Genomic DNA, 17,390 nt, shown 5'->3' on the forward strand with positions numbered 1-17,390 from the left:
TCCGGCATCGGTCACCCATGATGGGGGTACACGAACACAGGCACGAGGTGCCCCATGGCCGCTGGATCGCTGTACTCCCCCGTCCGCCGCTCCCTGGGCGGCGCCGTCGAGGTCGACCTGGGTGACGACCACCCGGGTGTCTCCGACCCCGCCTACCGGGCTCGGCGCAGCGAGCTGGCCTCGCTCTCGATCGACTGGCAGCCGGGCGATCCCGTGCCCCAGGCCGAGTACACCGACGTCGAGCACGAGGTCTGGCGCCTGGTCAGCCGCGACCTCGGACCGCTCCACCAGCGCCACGCCTGCCGGGCGTTCCTCGACGCCAAGGAGGAGCTGGGCCTCCCCGAGGACCACGTCCCCCAGCTCGACGAGGTGACCGAGCGCCTGGGCCCGGTCTGCGGCTTCCGCTACCTGCCCGTTGCCGGACTCGCCCCGCTCCGGGGGTTCTACGGGGCCTTCGCCGACTCGTCGTTCTTCTCGACCCAGTACGTCCGCCACCACTCCGTGCCGCTCTACACGCCCGAGCCCGACATCATCCACGAGGTCATCGGCCACGCAAACCAGCTGGCGCACCGACCCTTTGCCGAGCTCTACCGCCTGGTCGGCGACGCCGTCCGACGGGTCACCACCGACGAGGCGCTCCGGTTCCTGTCGCGGGTCTTCTGGTTCAGCTTCGAGTTCGGGGTCGTGTGGGAGGACGGCGAGCCCAGGGCCTACGGGGCCGGGATCCTGTCGTCGTCGGGCGAGTGCGCGAACTTCGCGGAGGCCGACCTGCGCCCGCTCGACGTGGCGGCCATGGGGACCCTCCCCTACGACATCACCCGGTACCAGCCGGTGCTCTTCGCCGCCCGCTCCACCGACGAGGTCGTCGACGCGATCGGCGCCGTCATGGCCGACTACGACGACGACACCTGCCGACGGCTCCTCCAGGAGGCCTCCTGATGACCACCATCGACACCACCGCTGGCAAGGTCGCCCCCCGGGAGCTCCTGCGGGGATGGGACTCGCTCGAGCTCTGGGTGGGCAACGCCCGGGCCTTCTCGGGTTGGCTCTGCGCCGCCTTCGGGTTTCGGGTGATCGCCTACGCCGGGCCCGAGACCGGACGCGACGACACCGCGTCGTACGTGCTCGCACAGGGACGGGTCCGCCTCGTCGTCACCGCCGGCCTCGACGAAGACTCCCCCGTGGTCGACCACGTGCGGCGCCACGGCGACGGCGTGCGCGACGTCGCCTTCCAGGTCAGCGACGTCGACGCCACCTTCGCCTCGGCGATCGCCCGCGGGGCGACTCCGGTGCGGCCGCCGTCGAGCGTCGAGGATGGCGACGGGGTCGTGCGCCTCGCCACCATCGGCACCTACGGCGAGACGCAGCACACCTTCGTCGACACCTCGGCCTACCGGGGGATCCACCGGCCGGGGTACACCACCGAGGGCCTGCCCCCCGAGCCCGCCGGCGACCCGGTCGGGATCGAGGGCATCGACCACGTCGTCGGCAACATCGAGAAGGGCCGCCTCGACCACTGGGTCGAGTTCTACCGGTCGGTGCTGGGCTTCGAGGAGTTCCGGAGCTTCAGCGCTGACCAGATCTCCACCGAGTTCTCGGCCCTCATGTCGACGGTGGTCTGGGACGGGACCGAGATCAAGCTCCCGCTCAACGAGCCGGCGGACGGCAAGCGCAAGAGCCAGATCGCCGAGTACCTCGAGGCGTACCACGGGCCGGGCGTGCAGCACATCGCGATGGCCACCGACGACATCGTGGCCGCGGTCGCCTCCCTGCGGCGCCGGGGACTGCGCTTCCTCGAGGCACCGGCCAGCTACTACGACGACGCCCGTGCCCGCCTCGGCCACCTCGACCTGCCGTGGGACGACATCGAGCGGCTCGGGATCCTCGTCGACGAGGAACCCGACGGCTGGCTCCTGCAGATCTTCACCGAGATGGTCACCGACCGGCCCACCGTCTTCATCGAGGTCATCCAGCGGGGTGGTGCAAGCGGGTTCGGGGAGGGGAACTTCAAGGCCCTCTTCGAGGCGATCGAGCGGGAGCAGGCCCGCCGGGGCCACCTGTGACACCGTGAGCCGCTGGGCCGACGCCGCCACCGGCACCGGGTTCCCGATCGAGCACCTCCCGCTCGGCGTCGCCCGCCTCCCGGGTGGCGAGGTCCGCTGCGTGAGCGCCCTCGGCGACCGGGTGGTCGACCTCGCCTCGGTGCCGCTGCCGGTGGAGCCCGCGACGTTCGCTGCAGCCTCCCTCAACGGGTTCCTCGCCCTCGGCCCGATGGCATGGCGCGCGGTGCGGGGCGCGCTCCGCGACCTGCTGGCCGGACCGGACGACACCGCGATCGACGTAGCGCTGCACCCGCGGGCGGACGTCGAGATGCTCCTCCCCGTGGAGGTGGGCGACTACGTCGACTTCTACGCGTCGCTCCACCACGCCACCAACCTCGGCCGCCTCTTCCGCCCCGGGGGCGATCCCCTCCTGCCCAACTGGCGCCACCTACCGGTCGGCTACCACGGGCGCGCCGCCACGGTGGTCCCGTCGGGCACACCGGTCGTGCGCCCCCGCGGCCAGGTCGTCACCGGTGAGGGTCCACCCGAGCTGGTGGCCACCCGGGCACTCGACCTCGAGCTCGAGGTCGGCTTCGTGGTCGGGGCCGGCAACGAGCCCGGTCGCCCGATCCCCACCGGAGCGGTGGCCGAGCACGTGGCCGGGATCGTGCTGGTCAACGACTGGAGCGCCCGCGACATCCAGGCCTTCGAGTACCAGCCCCTCGGTCCCTTCCTGGGCAAGTCGTTCGCCACCTCGGTGTCACCGTGGCTGGTCTCGCTCGAGGCGCTCGAGCCCTTCCGGGTGCCCGCACCGGTGCAGGAGCCCGAGCCGCTCGCGTACCTGGCGACCAGCGGCGACTGGGCCTACGACCTCACCCTCGAGGTGCTCCTCCAGACCGCCACCATGGCCGATGCCGGCGAGGAGCCGGTGGTGGTGAGCCGCACCGGCTTCGCCGACCTGTACTGGACCATCCCCCAGCTGCTGACCCACGCCACCGTCAACGGCGCCCGCACCCGCACGGGCGACCTCTACGCCTCGGGCACGGTGTCGGGTCCGGCCCCCGGCACCGAGGGGAGCCTCATCGAGCTGTCCCATCGAGGAGAGCGGCCGATCGAGCTGCCCGACGGCTCCACTCGTGGCTTCCTCGAGGACGGCGACACGGTGGTGCTGCGAGGCTGGGCGGGAGGCGACGACCGGCCCCGGATCGACCTGGGCGAGGTGCGAGGCACGGTTGTGCCCGCCCGCCCCCATCCCACGGAGGTCTGACGTGCCCCACTACCGCCGTACCGGCGAGGTCCCGGCGAAGCGCCACGTCCGCTCCCCCGGGCCCGACGGAGGCCTCCTGTTCGAGGAGGTGATGGGCGAGGAGGGCTTCTCCGGGGAGTCATCGATCCTGTACCACCTGCGCTCGCCGTCGGCCGTCCTCGCCGCCGAGGAGGTCACCCCACCCGACGACGGCCTGACCCCCAACCAACCCCTGCTCCCCCGCCACCTGCGCACGTCCGAGCTGCGAGCCGGTGGTGATGCCGTGACCGGGCGGCACCTGCTCGCGGGCAACGAGCAGGTCCGGCTGGCATGGGTTGCGGCCGACGCCACCAGCCCCCTCTACCGCAACGCCGCCGGCGACGAGCTGCTCTTCGTGCAGGCCGGGTCGGGCAGCCTCGAGTCGGTCTTCGGCACGCTGGCCGTGGGCCCGGGCGACTACGTCGTGGTGCCCACCGGGACCACCCACCGCTGGGTCGTCCCAGACGGCGGCCACCTCGACCTCCTGGTGGCCGAGGCGGCCGGACACGTGCGCCCGCCCGCCCGGTACCTGTCGACCCGCGGGCAGCTCCTCGAGACCGCCCCGTACTGCGAGCGCGACCTCCGCAGCCCGGACGGGCCGCTCGTGGCGCCGCCCGACGGCGAGGTCGACGTGCTCGTGCGCCACCGGGGTGGACGAACCCGCTACACCCTCCCCTCGTCACCGTTCGACGTGGTGGGCTGGGACGGTTGCCTCTACCCGTGGGCGCTGTCGATCCACGACTTCGAGCCGATCGTCGGCCGGATCCACCAACCGCCCCACGTCCACCAGACCTTCGAGGGGCCCGGGTTCGTCGTGTGCTCGTTCGTCCCCCGCCCGTACGACTTCCACCCGGACGCGGTCAAGGTGCCCTACCACCACTCGAACGTCGACAGCGACGAGGTGATCTTCTACTCCGACGGCGACTTCATGAGCCGGGCCGGGGCGGGGATCGGCGTGGGCTCGATCTCGCTCCACCCCGGCGGGTTCGTCCACGGCCCGCAGCCGGGCAGCGTGGAGCGGGCCGCGGACCAGACCCACACCGAGGAGGTGGCGGTGATGATCGACACGTTCCGGCCGCTGCACCTCGGCGCGGCCGGTCGCAGCGTCGAGGACCCCGACTACCCCTGGACGTGGGCGAGGGGCTGAGCGCCCCCGGGAGGACTCGAACCTCCGACCCGCTGCTTAGAAGGCAGCCGCTCTATCCATCTGAGCTACGGGAGCACGCCGACCGCGGGAATCGCCCAGGAGGCGCCCGGTGGCCAGGTCAGAGGATGCCACAGCCCCTCTCCGCGCTCGCGTGCGGCCGCCTGATCCACACGCTCGGTACCGATGGCAGCACCCTCGCCGCCCTGTGCCATCCTTGACGGGTCCTGGTGGCCGTAGCTCAGGTGGTTAGAGCGCCGCGTTGTGGTCGCGGAGGTCGGGGGTTCGAGTCCCCTCGGTCACCCCAGTCGGAGTGGGAACGTCCCCCGGTCGTCGCACCGGGGGGCGCCCGCTACGCTCCGGCACCCTTGCGCCTCTAGCTCAATGGCAGAGCAACGGACTCTTAATCCGCAGGTTCTGGGTTCGAATCCCAGGGGGCGCACTCACCGACACTGCTCTGACCAGGGCTTGTGCTGGTCCGGGCGGCCGTCCGCGGTGCATCGGATGCGCGCCTGGCGCGTATCCGGGCGCGATACACCTCCCGATACACCTCCCGATACACCTGCGCGATGCACCTCGGCGCTACCGTGGTCTCTGCGGTCGACGGCCCCGCGATCCATCGAGTCGTCCTTCTCATCCCCGCCTGCCAGGTCGGCAGGCGAGCGGCACAGGAGGACGCCATGGCATCGCTAGGAGCGCGCTTCGAGGCACAGGTCGACCGGTCGGGCGAGCACCACCGCTGGCTCGGCGCCACCAACCCTGCCCGGGGAACGGGCCGGCTGAAGGTCGACGGCCGCCAGGTCACCGCCCACCGGGTGGCGTGGGAGCTTGCCCACGGGCCGGTACCGGCCGGCGCTCGGGTGCTGGCGTGCGACGAGGAGCCGGCCTGCGTGCGGCTCGACCACCTGAAGCTCGACGGCCCTGATGCGGCCGATGAGGCGCCCAAGCCCCGTGCCCGCAAGGGCATGGGGTCGCTCCGCCGGTTGGGCCCGGGCAGGTGGAAGCTCACGGTCACCGGCACCCATGCCGACGGGACGACCGACCGCCTGTACCGGGTCGTCCACGCCGACACGGAGCAGGCAGCGCGCGCCGAGCAAGCCCGCGTCGTCACCGAGGTGCGGGCGGCCGACGGGACGACCCGCGCCGAGGCACATCGGGTCGACCTCGACGCCGCCGTGAAGCGCTTCCTCTACGAGCACCTCCTCGACGAGCGCGGCCGGGAGCCCAAGACGGTCGACGACTACTGGAAGCTCCACCGCCGGTGGTTCGCGCCGGCCCTCGGCCGCCGGCCCGTCCGCGACCTCACCCGGCCGATGTTCGACGCCCGCTTCGGCGAGATGCGCCGTGCCGGGTTGAGCCGGTCCCGGATGAACCAGGCCCGCAGCCTCTACGCCCCGCTCTTCCGCTGGGCGATCCACCAGGGCATGACGGCGAGGAACCCCATGAGCGGCTTCGAGCTGCCGACGAGCACCCATGTCGCTCGTGAGATCACGCCGCCGGAGGTGGAGGAGGTCGCCCTGCTCTTGGGCACAGCGTTCGAGGTCGTCCCCGAGGTCGCCGAGGTGCTCGTGCTCGGGGCGACGACCGGGATGCGCCGCGGAGAGCTGGTCGGCGTGCGCGAGTCGGTGCTCCGACTGGACGAGGGGTGCCTCCGGGTGACGACCGCCGTCTCCGGCAAGCGGGTCAAGCCGACGAAGACGCGCACCGAGCGCGACGTCGCCCTCGACGACGACACGGTTGCGATGCTCCGGCGCATCCTCCAGCAGCGGTACGAGCTGGCCGAGGCAGCAGGTGTCCCGATCGCCGAGGATCCTTACCTGTTCAGCGTGGCCGTCGACTCGTCGACGCCCATGTCACCCGACTACGTGACCAGGCGGGTGGCCGTGCTCAAGAGCCACCTCGGCATCGAAGCGAAGCGCCCCGAGACGATCGCAGCCGAGGACGAAGCACTGCGCCTGCATCGGGAGGCTCGCCGCCCGCGTCCCTCCGGGCGGACCGGGCCGACGCCGAAGGGCGGGATGTCGTTCGCCGAGATCGGGCGCTCGCTCGGTCGCAGCGAGCGGTGGGCGGCGATGGCGGTCGCTGCCGCCGAGCGCCGCGAGGCGTGGGCGCCGGCCGGAACGACGAGCCGGTTCGACGGTTCGGTGCTCGCGCTGCGCAAGTTCACCTCGAGCGAGCTGCTCGACGCCGGCTTCAGCGTGAGTGCCGTCGCGCAACGGCAGGGCCACGGTCCACAGGTCCTCGTCAAGCACTACGGCAAGCGTCGCCTGTCCGCCGACCGGAAGGCAGCCGAGCACCTCGGAAGAGTCGTCCACCTCCCGCTTGCACCGACCAGGATGGATGCGAATGGCTGACCCGCTCCCGCGACCGAAGGTGTGGCGACATCGCAAGCTCATCAGCGAACACGCCTTCGACAAGCTGCGCCTCCTCGACTGCACCTTGGCCGAGTTCGAGACCGCCATCGAGTCGGCCGAGATCATCGAAGCGGTCGAACTTCCAGGGGCCTCCGGAGCCGCGAAGGAGCTGGTGCTTGCCATCGAGTGGACGCGGCCGCTCCACCTCGTCGTCGTCGTCGACGACGACCGGGCAGAGGAGCGGATCGTCACCGTCTACGAACCGGACCCGCAACGGTGGTCCGGGGACTACCGTAGGAGGCGCTGATGCGATGCGAACGCTGTGATCAAGGCGAGCGTCGGCCCGTGAAGCGGGCAAAGCTCGCGGAACGCGACGGCAGGGTCGCTGTGGTGCTCGGCGTGCCGATGGAGGAGTGCCCTGCGTGCGCAGAGCGATGGCTCGCTTGGGACGTCGCAAAGCAGCTCGACGCTCTCCTGAGGGACATGCTCGCGGGCGATGTCGAGGTAGCGACTCGGCACTACACGGCGAGCGATCTCCCGGCGGCATAGAGGCCTCTTCCTCACCGGCCGATGCCCATCCCTCGGCTCCTGCTGGCCATCTCCTGGGCGGCCGAGCGGGCGACCGCGTCCCGAAGGGTCACGAGCCCGTCCGGCGGCTGGTGCCCGACGCCGTGGGCCTCGATGGCGTCGGCGTCGTCGCTGACGACGTAGACGCGGTTCGCCATGCGGCCGCGGGAGAGGCCGGTGTAGGCCGCCTCGCGGTAGGACAGGTCGTCGACGAGGAGCAGGCCGACGTCCACCGTGGCGCCCTGTGCCTTGTGGACCGTGGTGGCGTAGCCGTGGGCGAGGTGCCCGGCGGCGAGGTAGCGGTGTCGCACCTCGACCGTCCGGCCTTCGCAGGTCTGGACGATCAACGCCTTGCGCTTGGGATCGACGGCGGTGACGGTGGCCCGGGTGCCGTTGAGGAGGCCCATGCGGTAGTCGTTGCGGCCGGCGATGACGCTGTCGCCCACGGCGAAGGCTCGGCCGGCCACCTGGACCTCCTTCCCGGTGAGCAGGCCGGCCTCCACGAGCTGGTGGCGTGCCCGGCGGTTGAGGGCATCCACCTGGGACCGACGGCCGGCGAGCATGAGCACGTCCTCCCCGGCGCCTCGGGCGGTCGCCCAGTCAGCGACCATCGCGTCGTAGACGTCGTCGCTGTTGTCGGCGACTCGAACCCGTCCGGCGGCGAGGTAGGCGTCGACGGCCTGGTTCGGGTTCCCATCGCGGAGGGCGGCGAGGGCGGTCTGCTCCCAGGCCTCGGCCTGCCGGCGGTTCTGACGGAGCGTCACCGAGCCGAGCTCCGCTCCGAGGGCGGCGAAGGCCCCGCCGGCGTTGATCTCCGGCAGCTGGCGGTGATCGCCGACCAGGACGACCTTGGCCCGACTCTCGGCTGCGAGGTCGAGGAGCCGGGCGAGGTGGCGAGTACCGACCATGCCGGCCTCGTCGATGACGAGCACGTCGCCGGGCAGTCGGCCGCCGTCGCGCTCCACGGCGCGCAGCAGCCGGTCGATGGTCGACGATTCGATGCCGGAGCTTCGCTGCAGCTCGGCGGCCGCACGGGCGGCCAGGGCACAGCCGATGACCCGGTACCCGGAGGTCGCCCAGCGCCGGTGAGGGCGTTGAGCGCCCTCGCAACCGTGTCCTTGTTCAGAGACACGGCCGCACCGAGGCTCCTCACGCTGGCGCGCACGACGACCGCATCGCCATCCTGTTCGCGCTGGCCGAGCAAGAGCTCCTCGAGCACGAACCATGCCACGGGCCCAAGGTCCCGTCGCAGCGGCGCCGACCGCGCGTCGAGCTGGAGGGCGCTCATGCCGTGTCCGAGCGCTCTGCCCGGAGCAGGTCGTCCAGGCAGCGCCGAGGGATGATGAGGCGCCGACCGAGCCGGATCGACGGGATCTCGCCCCGCCGCACGAGGTCATAGGCGAAGGCACGGGAGATGCCGAGAAGCCGTGCGGCTTCGTCGACGGTGAGCGTGAGCCGCTCGTCCATCAGGATCCTCCGAACACAGAGGGGCGCGGGGCGCCGTCAGATGGAAGGAGCGCTGCACGGCCGGCTCCTCGACGACCTCAGGCGGTTGAGGGGCACCAGGTGATCCTGAGAGACCCTCCAGTCCACTAGGCCGTTCAGCGGACCAAAATCTCGCGCCAGAAGTGAGAATCCATCCGAGGCGTCATCGGGCTCGGAGCGGCCACAGCGCCGTCGGGTCGGGCGTCGATCAGGGCAGGCCCCACTGCTCCAGCCGCAGCAAGCAGCGCTTCCTCGTCAAGCATGACGACCTCAAAGGCAGCTGTCAGGTGTCGTCTCTGCGACCAGCGCTCTCGGCCCACCAATCGCGCTCCTCGCCTCGGTCGCGCATGTGTGCAAGCGCGGTCGCGGCCTGCAGCCACTGGCCGCCGCTCGATCCACAGAAGGTCCAGAGCTGCCCCGCAGCCCGCTTGTAGCGGTGGATCAGATCGTCGAGCTCGAACTCGTCGATCTCGCCCGCATCAAGCAGGTCGAAGCCCTCGCGAACGTGCTCGAGCAACACCCGGAGCTGTTCCTGGTGGTAGGCCCCGACAATCGCACGCGCCTCGCGCCGCTTCGCCTTCTCGCTCGAAGCGTCAGGGGCACGCTCTTTCTCGGCCATGAAGTCTGAACGTAGTTCTGCCACACCCTGAGACGCTCGCGAATGGCTGATCGGAAGAGGTGGGCCGCGCCGAGTATCGAAGGCACGTCGGTGCGGCGTCGCGGGACTTCGTTGGGGCCGGTCAGTAGACGATCAGGCGTGCAGGTTTGCGAAGTGCTTCGCCATTCTCCAGGTGGAGAACAATCACCCCTTCGTACTCGCCGGGTGGCAGGTCGATCGGCCCGAACGTGGCGTAGGCCACGGTCCGGTCGGCGTCCGTGGTGTACCAGCGTTGGGCTCCGTCGATGAAGGTGCGCTCCGCAGCGGCGGGATCGCCCTCTGGGCGGAGAGTGAGCCGGGTGTCGGTGATGCGGACGGTGCAGGAACGCTGGACGGCAGCGATCGAGATGTAGGCGGAGGTTGTGTCGTTGCGGGAGACGCCTGCCTCGTCTGGCTGCTGGTCGACGGTAAGCGTTCCGGGGTCGCAGGCGGGAATCTGCGGCTCGAGACGGATCGGAAGGCTGGCAACACGGCCGTCGTGCTGAGGCACACGCAACTCGTAAGCCCCCGGCTTCGTGAACAGCTCGGCGGTGAACACGTCTTGGCGTGACTCCCCAGGGGCCAGGTCAACAGGCGCATGGCGGATCATTGGACAGGCAGGACCCGTTCGGGGTGCCGGCTCCCCCTCAGCAGTGAAGAGCACCCCCGGGCCAGGACAGCGCTCGAAGATCATGGAGCAGGTCTCCGTGCCTTCGTTCGTGACGGTCTCGACGTAGTCGGCCCGGCCGCCCGCTGCTGCGGCGATCTCATCGGGCGTGCCCGTCGTGGCCCAGACGGTCTGGCTGCGAAGGCCCTGGCAGTTCTCACCGTCCGGTGGATCGACGATTTCTGACACGGTTCCCACACGAGCCGGCGCTGCGGGCGTCGTGGAGGACGTTGTGGTCGCTGCCGTGGTTGTAGTTGTTGTCGTCTCGTCCGGGGTCTCTGTAGCTGCGCTGGTCGGTGCTGTCGAGGTTTCTGGCGCCGTGCTCGCTTCGTCATCGGCCGAATCGGCGACGGTCTCGAGGCTGGAGGAGCTTCCGGTGGTGGCGAGGACCGCGACGAGGCCAGCGACGAGCAGGAGGACCGCTGCAGCGGCGAGCACGACGGGACCCCGCCTGGCGTCTGAGGCCCACGAGGTCTTCCGGCGTTGATGGAGTCGTACGTCGTCGATCGGGATCGGGTCGTCGATGTCTTCACTCCAAGCTCGGATCTGCGGTTCGAGATCGTCGGTCACAGGACCACCCCCAGTCGTTGACGAAGTGCGGTCACGCCTCGCTCGACATGGCTCTGCACCGTGGACTTTGTGACCCCGAGCACCTCGGCCGCCTCGACGAAGGACCAGCCGTAGCCATGCACCAAAGCGACAGCGGATCGCTGCTTCGTCGGCAGCGCTGCCAGCGCGGACGGGAGACCCGGCTCGTATCTCGTCTCTCCGTCACTGATCGGCGCGCCGAGCCATCCTTGACGGCGTCGACGGGCCTTGGACTGCCCGACGCGGTAGAGGTAGCCGACTTCGTTGTCCAATGACCGCAACCGATCCCGGTCGCCGCCCGACGCAGGTTCGGCCCGCCACACCTACAGATTCTGCCTCTCTTCTGCCATCTCGAGTCGCTGCTCCACTGAGACAAGCCGCTCTTCAAGCTCAGGATCGCGCCGCCCGGTGAACCAGAGCACCAACGCGATGATCATGAGAACAGGCGAGAGGAAGTAGGCGACTGTCTGCAACCCAGCAAGATCCACGACTACCTCCGAGGCTGTCATCGGCCGTGGTCAAGATTGGCCTCGACCCTTTCTTATCATTTCGGCACCGACCCCCTGATGTCCTTGTAGGAACCCCTTCGCGGAGCCTGTCTTTCTAATCGCGCAGGCACCGAGTGGACGGGCCGGGCATCGCCGGACGCTGCGCACCGAGTCCGCGCCGACCTGAGAATCGCGAGCGGTCAGCTGCCACGTGCGGCTGGCCATTCCCGCACCATCAAGCGGCACGTAGGGGCGGTCATCCCGGAGCGCGCTCAGTTGTCGTAGCGGCCAGTCAGGGTCGTCGCGAGTTCGAGCAGCTGGCCCCGGCTGATTCCTGACTGGTAGGCCGTGAGTCCGAAGTTGTCGCCTTCGTCGTTGACCAGCACGGAAACGGCCCCGTCGATGCGTGGTTCTTCACTGGGTCGGGAGTAGGTCGCCGCCAGCCCAGGCGTGTCGAGAATCTCCACGTCATCTCCCCACGCGCTTCGGAACGTCTCGATATCCGGGAATCTGCCGAAGTTCAGCTGAACGATGATCGCAGCATCCCCGCCGACAGCCCGATAGATGCAGTGCTGCCCCGCCGCTGCGTCGACCATCGGGATGTCTTCATCGGGGATCCGCTCACCTTCGCTCTCGGCGAACTCGACGAATCCAACCTCGGCGACCTCTGCCCCGAACAGCTCACTTGCATCAGCTTCTCGAAGCAGTCCGCAAGGGCCGTCGAGCGCGACTTCCTCACCTGAGTCGCTACAGCCGGCCGCTCCGAGCACCGCCAGTAGTGCTCCCAGACCGACCGCTCGCTGCCATCTGGTTCGAAGCATGCTTGGAGCCACGGGGTACGGATTCGACATCAGACTCGTGCAATCCTCCTCATCGGGTACTGCCTATCGCTGACAGCGGTGTGCCTCCGCGCGGTTCCCGGCTCGAGGGCGTCCGCGCCACGCCGATCAGGCTTGGTCGCGTGCGGCTACCACATCCGGAGAACCGGCTTGCGTCGCCGCCACCGAGCACTTATGTATCGAGTGAGACCTCGTCCCAGTCCTCGCTCGATAGGAGCCACTCGAGTGCTCGACGTCGTTCCACGATTGCCAGCGGCACTGCACGGGAGCTCCAAGCCGTCCCCCTAAGCGTCGCTTCGACAACGCCCCAGTGAAGACAGAAGGCAAGGTCGAGCGCAGCGATCAGCTCGGCCTTGCTTCGGAGGTGAGCACGCGTCACCGCAGCCTCAACACCCTGCGGATCAGGGGGAGGGTGCGGCACCGCCTTCACCAGGTGATTCGGTGCTTCGACTGTGAAGTCGAGCGCGTCGGGAATGAGCTGGACCGCCCAGGCAAGAGCAAAAATCGCTTCGGGTCGGGCCGCCTCCTCGTCGTCCGGCGAGTGAGCCTCTGCGAGTAGGTACGCAACCTCGGTATCCGACAGCGCCTCGTCGAGACCTTCACCCGCGACCCAAGCTCGAGCGACGGCGGGCTGACATCCGTACGCGGTCGCGGCGACTGCTGACAGCACGCCGATGCGGCGCACGACGGCGTCAGTCGATCTCGGACGGAGTCCGCCATCGAGGAGTGGGAAGTGCTCGGGAGGCGTAGCAGCACCGACTTCCTGCACATCGGCCAGCGACTTCGCACGCACCTCACGGAGCTTCGGCCGACGTCGCAACACCCGCACAGATTGCCGGTTGAGCCAGCGTCGCCGCCACTGCGAACTGGGTGATCGGAGCGGTCGCGTCCAGATGGCGCTCCGAGGCCACCAACACACGGCACCTCGGCGCGTCCTCTACCCGGTGATGGGGGCACATCGCAGTGCGGCTCCACGACCAGGACGTCGTGCTTCCGGCGTTGTGGCACCTTGCTGCGACGTAACCACCGACGGCGGGAGACGAGACCGCCTACGCGCCGGCGCTGGGGGCGATGTTCGGGTTCAGGTGGAAGATGTTGTCGGGGTCGTAGCGGCGCTTCAGCTCAACCAGGCGCTCCCAGCACGGGCCGTAGGCGGCGCGCACTCGGTCGGTTTCGTCGTCGCCCAGGTAGTTCATGTACACGGAGTCGGCCATGTACGGCGCGAGCTCTTGGAACGTCTCGCGCACCCAGGCGATGTTGGCCTCGTCGCCGCCCGGGTCGGGCCAGACGCCTGCCATCACGAGGTTGTAGCCCGGTTCGCGATGCGGGAACGCGGTGGCGGTGGCCGGCACGCGGCTGACCGCGCCGTGTAAGTGCTCGATGACCATGCCGGTCATGATCGACGGTGTCTTCTCGAACGCCTCGGCCATTAGGGCGACTGTGTCAGAGGAGATGTCCTTGAAGAACGCGGACTTCCAGTAGTTGCGGGCGCCCTTCGGGAAGCCGTCGTCGAGCAGCGTGTTCTGCACGGGATATGGGAGGGGCCCGAGCATGTCCATCAGTGGCGTGGCCGCGGAGCGGAGAGCGTTCGCCGCCTTCTCACCCTCCTCGAGATCGCCGCAGTGGCACATGGCCATGGCAGCGATCTTGTGACCGGACCCGTCGGGGGCGTGAGTCATCGCCATCACCATGACCAGCTCGTCGGGGTTCTCGGCCGAGAACTCTCCGAAGAACTCCCACACCTTCGGTGCGTCGGCGAGCGCAAACGCGATGAGGCCGCCATAAACCATGGACACCGGGTGTGCGTCGTACTCGAACGAGGACGCCACACCGAAGTTACCGCCGCCGCCCCGGACCGCCCAGTAGAGGTCGGCGTCTTCCACGGCGCTCGCGGTGCGGATGTCTCCTTCGGCCGTGATGAGCTCGACCGATCGGACGTTGTCGACGGCCATGCCGTACTTGCCCATCAGCCACCCGAGGCCGCCGCCCAACGTGAGCCCAGCGATGCCGGTCGTCGAGATCATGCCTCCGGTCGTGGCCAACCCGTAAGCGTGGGTGGCCCGGTTGTACTCGTTCCACGTGAGTCCGGCCTGGGCGCGAACTGTGCGGCTCTTCGGGTCGACATGGAGCCCCTTCATCGGTTGCACGTCGATCATCAGCCCGCCTTCGGTGACGGCTCGGCCCGCAACGTTGTGACCGCCCCCGCGGCTCGAGATCTCGAGATCATGCTCGCGGGCGAACTTCACCGCATCGGCGATGTCGGCGGTGTTCTGGCAGCGCACGATCAGCGAGGGTCGCTTGTCGATCAATCCGTTGTGGACCTGCCGGACGTCGTCATAGGCCACGTCGGAGGCGGTCAGCACCTGACCGGAAAGCCCAGCCCGGAGCTGGTCGAGTGACTCCTGAGGAATCGATCCACTCATGACGTATCTGCCCCCATATAAGTTTGGCTCGGGTCCCCCACAGACGCGGTGTTCCCGTCTCCGGAGGAGGACCGTGCGTTACAACCGTTACACCCTGAACCCTAACGCTGTGCGTCTTGCGACGCGGCCGGGCGTGTAGCCCACCGTCGACGACGGTCCCGGCGGAGCCTGCCCTCTGTCGACCACTCACAATCGCCCGCTCTCGCAGATCCGTCGTGAGATGCGGCCCGTTGACTGCAGCCTGACGCGACCCATCTCGAAGCGCAACACATCCAGACATGGGACACCGACGCCTTCGGTGAGGTAAGTCCGCGCGATTGCCGGCTCGCGCGCTTCCAAGGCCAGCGCGACTGAATGATCGGACCTCAGCGCCGCTCCTTGGCGCGTATCCAGGCGCGTATCCCTGTGCTACAAGGTGTATCGGGAAGGACAGGATGGACGAGCGAGCAGACGAAAGCGCAGGTCAGAGCACTGCAGCGCTCTCGGTGGACGCTCCAGGGCCAACTCTTAATCCGCAGGTTCTGGGTTCGAATCCCAGGGGGCGCACTCACCGACACTGCTCTGACCTGGGCTTGTGCTGGTCCTGTGCAATGCGCCGATGCCTGACTCATGCTGGCCGTGTGCGGCGCATCTCGGTGGTGGGAAACTCAGGCTCGGGGAAGACGACCCTGGCGCGCTGCACAAGACCCGGCCCCCCCTCGGCAAACTCGGTGCCTACTGGTTGACGGTGAGACGAGTGGATGGTGCCGGGAAGCGGTGCACCCACGTCCCATCCTTGCGGTTGCGCTCCCGCATGGCCGCTCACGCGAACCTCTGTGCCCGCCGAACGTGACGGAACGGCCCATTGAGCGGATCTCCAGCGTCGTAGTCGTCGCCTCGGATAGCCCTCATGAACGCATCCGCCTGCATGGCGGTCGCCACAGCCCTTTCCCCCGGTGCGAGCCCGTGACCTGGTGCGCTCACGATTCGAGGGGCGCCAGCGGGAGCGTCCGAGAGGTCTTCAGCAGGACACGGCTTCCTAACCCGGACCGTTCAAAGGGCGCGCCTATCCGCTCGAGTCCTAAGCGAGCGAGGACCGGTCGCTCTAGCCCTCGAGGCGCTCCTTGAGAGCGACGAGGCCCTGATCGAACATCGGCTCCAGCGCAGGACCGATCTCATCGGGGGTCACCTCGGTGACCCACGTGACGGTCGACGACCCGTCGTTGTCGGCGACCTCCATCGTGGCGCGGTGGCTATCGATCGGCATCGGTGCGGTGGTGATCGTGTACTCGAGCCGCCTGTTCGCGTCGTCGACGCTGGTGATCTCCTCCTCGAGGTCACCACCGCCTTCCATCGTGCACTGCCGGTTGCCGTTGTCCAGCTTCTTCGATGCCGACAACGCCGGGAGCCAGTCGGCGATGTTGTAGACGTCGCCGACGACGTTCCAGACCTCGCCCGGTGAACGGTCGATCTCGATGGTCTTCTCGATGCGTGCCATGGTGGCTTGCCCCCCTGTGTTTACGGTGCCCCGACGTTAGCCACTATCCGCGGACGAGGTGATCGGCTTCCTCAGCGTCCGCCGAACGGACATGGCGGCACATCACCGCTGCTCGTGAACCTGCCTCCTACGCGTCCCCCATGCCACTTACTGCACGCCCTGGGGGGGCGTCTACCGTCAACCATCGGGCACCGAGTTTGCCGAGGGGGCCCGGCCCATTCGCATCTCCACTTCGTGCTGCTGTGCTCGCGTGCGGAAGTCGACGCCTTTCTCGCCGCGGCCAATTGACGGTCACCGGGCCGGAGGGGTTCCGACGTGGTTGCGACGGCCAGGCGCGATCCGTGGCACGACTCGCAGGTACACCACGATGCCGAGGAGTTCGACCAGCGACTGGAACACCACGACCACCGCTGCCGCCGACCAGGGACCCGGGAGCGCCAGCGCGAGTGGTAGGACCACGAACGAGTTGCGGGTCCCGGCACTGAAGATCAGCGTGCGGGTGGCCGGCGGTTCCAGACGAGCGACCGCGGCGATCCCTCGGCCGAGAACGAGTGCTGCGACGAGGAACCCGAGATAGATCACGCCGACCCGTCCGAGGATCTCGACCGAGTCGGTCACGACCGACGCCTGAGACGCGGCGATGAGGAAGACCACGGTCGCGACCAGCACCACCGGCAGCGCAGAGAGCCGCGGGAGCAGTCGACCCGTCGGCTCATGACGCTCCGCTCGTCGCTGCGTCACCCATGCGGCGACGAGCGGGACGACGATGAGGGTGACGAAGACGGTCACCGCAGTGCGAAGTCCGGTGAGCTCTCCGAAGGACTCCCCGACCAGCACGCGCACGTACACCGGCAGCAGGAACAGCTGCACGGCGAGCAGGACCGGGGTCACCGCGAGGGCCCGTCTGGTGTCGCCGCCGCCCAGGTGGCTGAACGTGAGGAACCAGTCGGTGCAGGGCATCACCAGGACCAGCACCACACCGAGACGTACCGCTGGATCGTCGGGGGCGAGCGGCAACAGTGCCCACACCACCACGGGCAGCACCGCGAAGTTGGTGACCAAGACGGTGATGACGAACCGCGCGTCGCGCACGACGCCGGGTACGTGCGCAAGCGGCATCTGGAGGAAGGTCACGTACAGGAGCAGACCGAGCGACGGCCACACCGCCACCTCCACGGCATCGCCGATGCTGGGAGCAGCGAGGCCCAGCGCAAGTCCTGCGGTGATCGCGCTCAGGTACAGCCAGACCTGATGTCGCTCCAGATGCTGCATCGTTCCAGAGTGTCACCGCCCCGTGCCCGATCGGTATGCCGGCAGCTCAGCAGTCACGATGCGACTCTGACCGCGCCGGGGCCGGCCCGCGCTCCCGGCCGGGGTCCCGTGCCCTGCATGCC

General features: G+C 69.0%; 18 protein-coding genes and 3 tRNA genes. 9 read left to right on the plus strand and 12 right to left on the minus strand.

What is annotated here, in order from left to right:
- The first annotated feature begins 54 nt into the window (after positions 1-54).
- The 4 genes from VMN58_07180 to VMN58_07195 are packed head-to-tail and all read left to right on the plus strand — an operon-like array spanning position 55 to position 4,474.
- Positions 55-939 (plus strand): phenylalanine 4-monooxygenase, encoded by an 885-nt coding sequence (locus VMN58_07180; GenBank protein HUF32976.1) that lies wholly within the window; start codon positions 55-57, stop codon positions 937-939.
- Entirely contained in the window at positions 939-2,063 is a 1,125-nt protein-coding gene (gene hppD, locus VMN58_07185) for a 4-hydroxyphenylpyruvate dioxygenase (GenBank protein HUF32977.1), read from the plus strand. The genes VMN58_07180 and hppD overlap by 1 nt, the downstream gene beginning before the upstream one ends.
- A gap of 4 nt (positions 2,064-2,067) precedes the next feature.
- Entirely contained in the window at positions 2,068-3,309 is a 1,242-nt protein-coding gene (gene fahA / locus VMN58_07190) for a fumarylacetoacetase (GenBank protein ID HUF32978.1), read from the plus strand.
- A 1-nt stretch (position 3,310) separates the two neighbouring features.
- Positions 3,311-4,474 carry a homogentisate 1,2-dioxygenase gene (locus VMN58_07195; GenBank protein HUF32979.1) on the plus strand — a complete coding sequence of 388 codons (1,164 nt, stop codon included), beginning with the start codon at positions 3,311-3,313 and terminating at the stop codon, positions 4,472-4,474.
- 1 nt (position 4,475) lies between these two features.
- On the opposite strand, the gene VMN58_07200 is transcribed toward VMN58_07195, so the two are convergent.
- Positions 4,476-4,549: transfer RNA gene (locus VMN58_07200), tRNA-Arg, on the minus strand.
- Positions 4,550-4,701: 152 nt separating this feature from the next.
- Here VMN58_07200 and VMN58_07205 point away from each other — a divergent pair.
- The 5 genes from VMN58_07205 to VMN58_07225 all read left to right on the plus strand — a co-directional run bounded on the left by VMN58_07205 (position 4,702) and on the right by VMN58_07225 (position 7,374).
- A tRNA-His gene (locus VMN58_07205) sits at positions 4,702-4,778 on the plus strand.
- Positions 4,779-4,841: 63 nt separating this feature from the next.
- Positions 4,842-4,913: transfer RNA gene (locus VMN58_07210), tRNA-Lys, on the plus strand.
- 238 nt (positions 4,914-5,151) lie between these two features.
- Positions 5,152-6,825 carry an HNH endonuclease gene (locus tag VMN58_07215; GenBank protein HUF32980.1) on the plus strand — a complete coding sequence of 558 codons (1,674 nt, stop codon included), beginning with the start codon at positions 5,152-5,154 and terminating at the stop codon, positions 6,823-6,825.
- The gene (locus tag VMN58_07220; GenBank protein ID HUF32981.1) at positions 6,818-7,132 is read left to right on the plus strand and encodes a DUF4258 domain-containing protein; all 315 of its coding nucleotides are present in this window, start codon (positions 6,818-6,820) and stop codon (positions 7,130-7,132) included. The genes VMN58_07215 and VMN58_07220 overlap by 8 nt, the downstream gene beginning before the upstream one ends.
- Positions 7,132-7,374: a YgiT-type zinc finger protein gene (locus VMN58_07225; protein HUF32982.1), complete on the plus strand. Its 243-nt coding sequence runs from the start codon at positions 7,132-7,134 to the stop codon at positions 7,372-7,374. The genes VMN58_07220 and VMN58_07225 overlap by 1 nt, the downstream gene beginning before the upstream one ends.
- An 11-nt stretch (positions 7,375-7,385) precedes the next feature.
- Here VMN58_07225 and VMN58_07230 read toward each other — a convergent pair whose 3' ends face one another.
- The 11 genes from VMN58_07230 to VMN58_07280 all read right to left on the minus strand — a co-directional run bounded on the left by VMN58_07230 (position 7,386) and on the right by VMN58_07280 (position 17,268).
- Complete coding sequence (locus VMN58_07230; GenBank protein HUF32983.1) at positions 7,386-8,618, minus strand: AAA family ATPase; 1,233 nt, start codon at positions 8,616-8,618, stop codon at positions 7,386-7,388.
- Between the two features lie 58 nt (positions 8,619-8,676).
- Positions 8,677-8,859 (minus strand): helix-turn-helix domain-containing protein, encoded by a 183-nt coding sequence (locus tag VMN58_07235; GenBank protein HUF32984.1) that lies wholly within the window; start codon positions 8,857-8,859, stop codon positions 8,677-8,679.
- A gap of 301 nt (positions 8,860-9,160) precedes the next feature.
- Positions 9,161-9,496, minus strand: a complete 336-nt coding sequence (locus VMN58_07240; protein ID HUF32985.1) for a hypothetical protein — start codon at positions 9,494-9,496, stop codon at positions 9,161-9,163.
- Between the two features lie 121 nt (positions 9,497-9,617).
- Positions 9,618-10,751 (minus strand): hypothetical protein, encoded by a 1,134-nt coding sequence (locus VMN58_07245; GenBank protein ID HUF32986.1) that lies wholly within the window; start codon positions 10,749-10,751, stop codon positions 9,618-9,620.
- Positions 10,748-11,092 carry a sigma factor-like helix-turn-helix DNA-binding protein gene (locus VMN58_07250; GenBank protein HUF32987.1) on the minus strand — a complete coding sequence of 115 codons (345 nt, stop codon included), beginning with the start codon at positions 11,090-11,092 and terminating at the stop codon, positions 10,748-10,750. The genes VMN58_07245 and VMN58_07250 overlap by 4 nt, the downstream gene beginning before the upstream one ends.
- Positions 11,093-11,278: a hypothetical protein gene (locus VMN58_07255; protein HUF32988.1), complete on the minus strand. Its 186-nt coding sequence runs from the start codon at positions 11,276-11,278 to the stop codon at positions 11,093-11,095. It lies immediately after the preceding gene.
- Positions 11,279-11,529: 251 nt separating this feature from the next.
- A complete protein-coding gene (locus tag VMN58_07260) occupies positions 11,530-12,108 on the minus strand; it encodes a hypothetical protein (GenBank protein HUF32989.1) in 579 nt (192 codons plus the stop codon).
- A 160-nt stretch (positions 12,109-12,268) separates the two neighbouring features.
- Positions 12,269-12,889 carry a DUF4272 domain-containing protein gene (locus VMN58_07265; protein HUF32990.1) on the minus strand — a complete coding sequence of 207 codons (621 nt, stop codon included), beginning with the start codon at positions 12,887-12,889 and terminating at the stop codon, positions 12,269-12,271.
- Between the two features lie 256 nt (positions 12,890-13,145).
- Entirely contained in the window at positions 13,146-14,459 is a 1,314-nt protein-coding gene (locus VMN58_07270; protein ID HUF32991.1) for an FAD-binding oxidoreductase, read from the minus strand.
- Between the two features lie 1,144 nt (positions 14,460-15,603).
- Positions 15,604-15,996, minus strand: a complete 393-nt coding sequence (locus tag VMN58_07275) for an SRPBCC family protein (GenBank protein ID HUF32992.1) — start codon at positions 15,994-15,996, stop codon at positions 15,604-15,606.
- A 291-nt stretch (positions 15,997-16,287) separates the two neighbouring features.
- Positions 16,288-17,268 (minus strand): bile acid:sodium symporter, encoded by a 981-nt coding sequence (locus VMN58_07280; GenBank protein ID HUF32993.1) that lies wholly within the window; start codon positions 17,266-17,268, stop codon positions 16,288-16,290.
- Positions 17,269-17,390 lie beyond the last annotated feature (122 nt).

The organism is Acidimicrobiales bacterium (assembly GCA_035512495.1).
Classification (GTDB): domain Bacteria; phylum Actinomycetota; class Acidimicrobiia; order Acidimicrobiales; family CADCSY01; genus DATKDW01.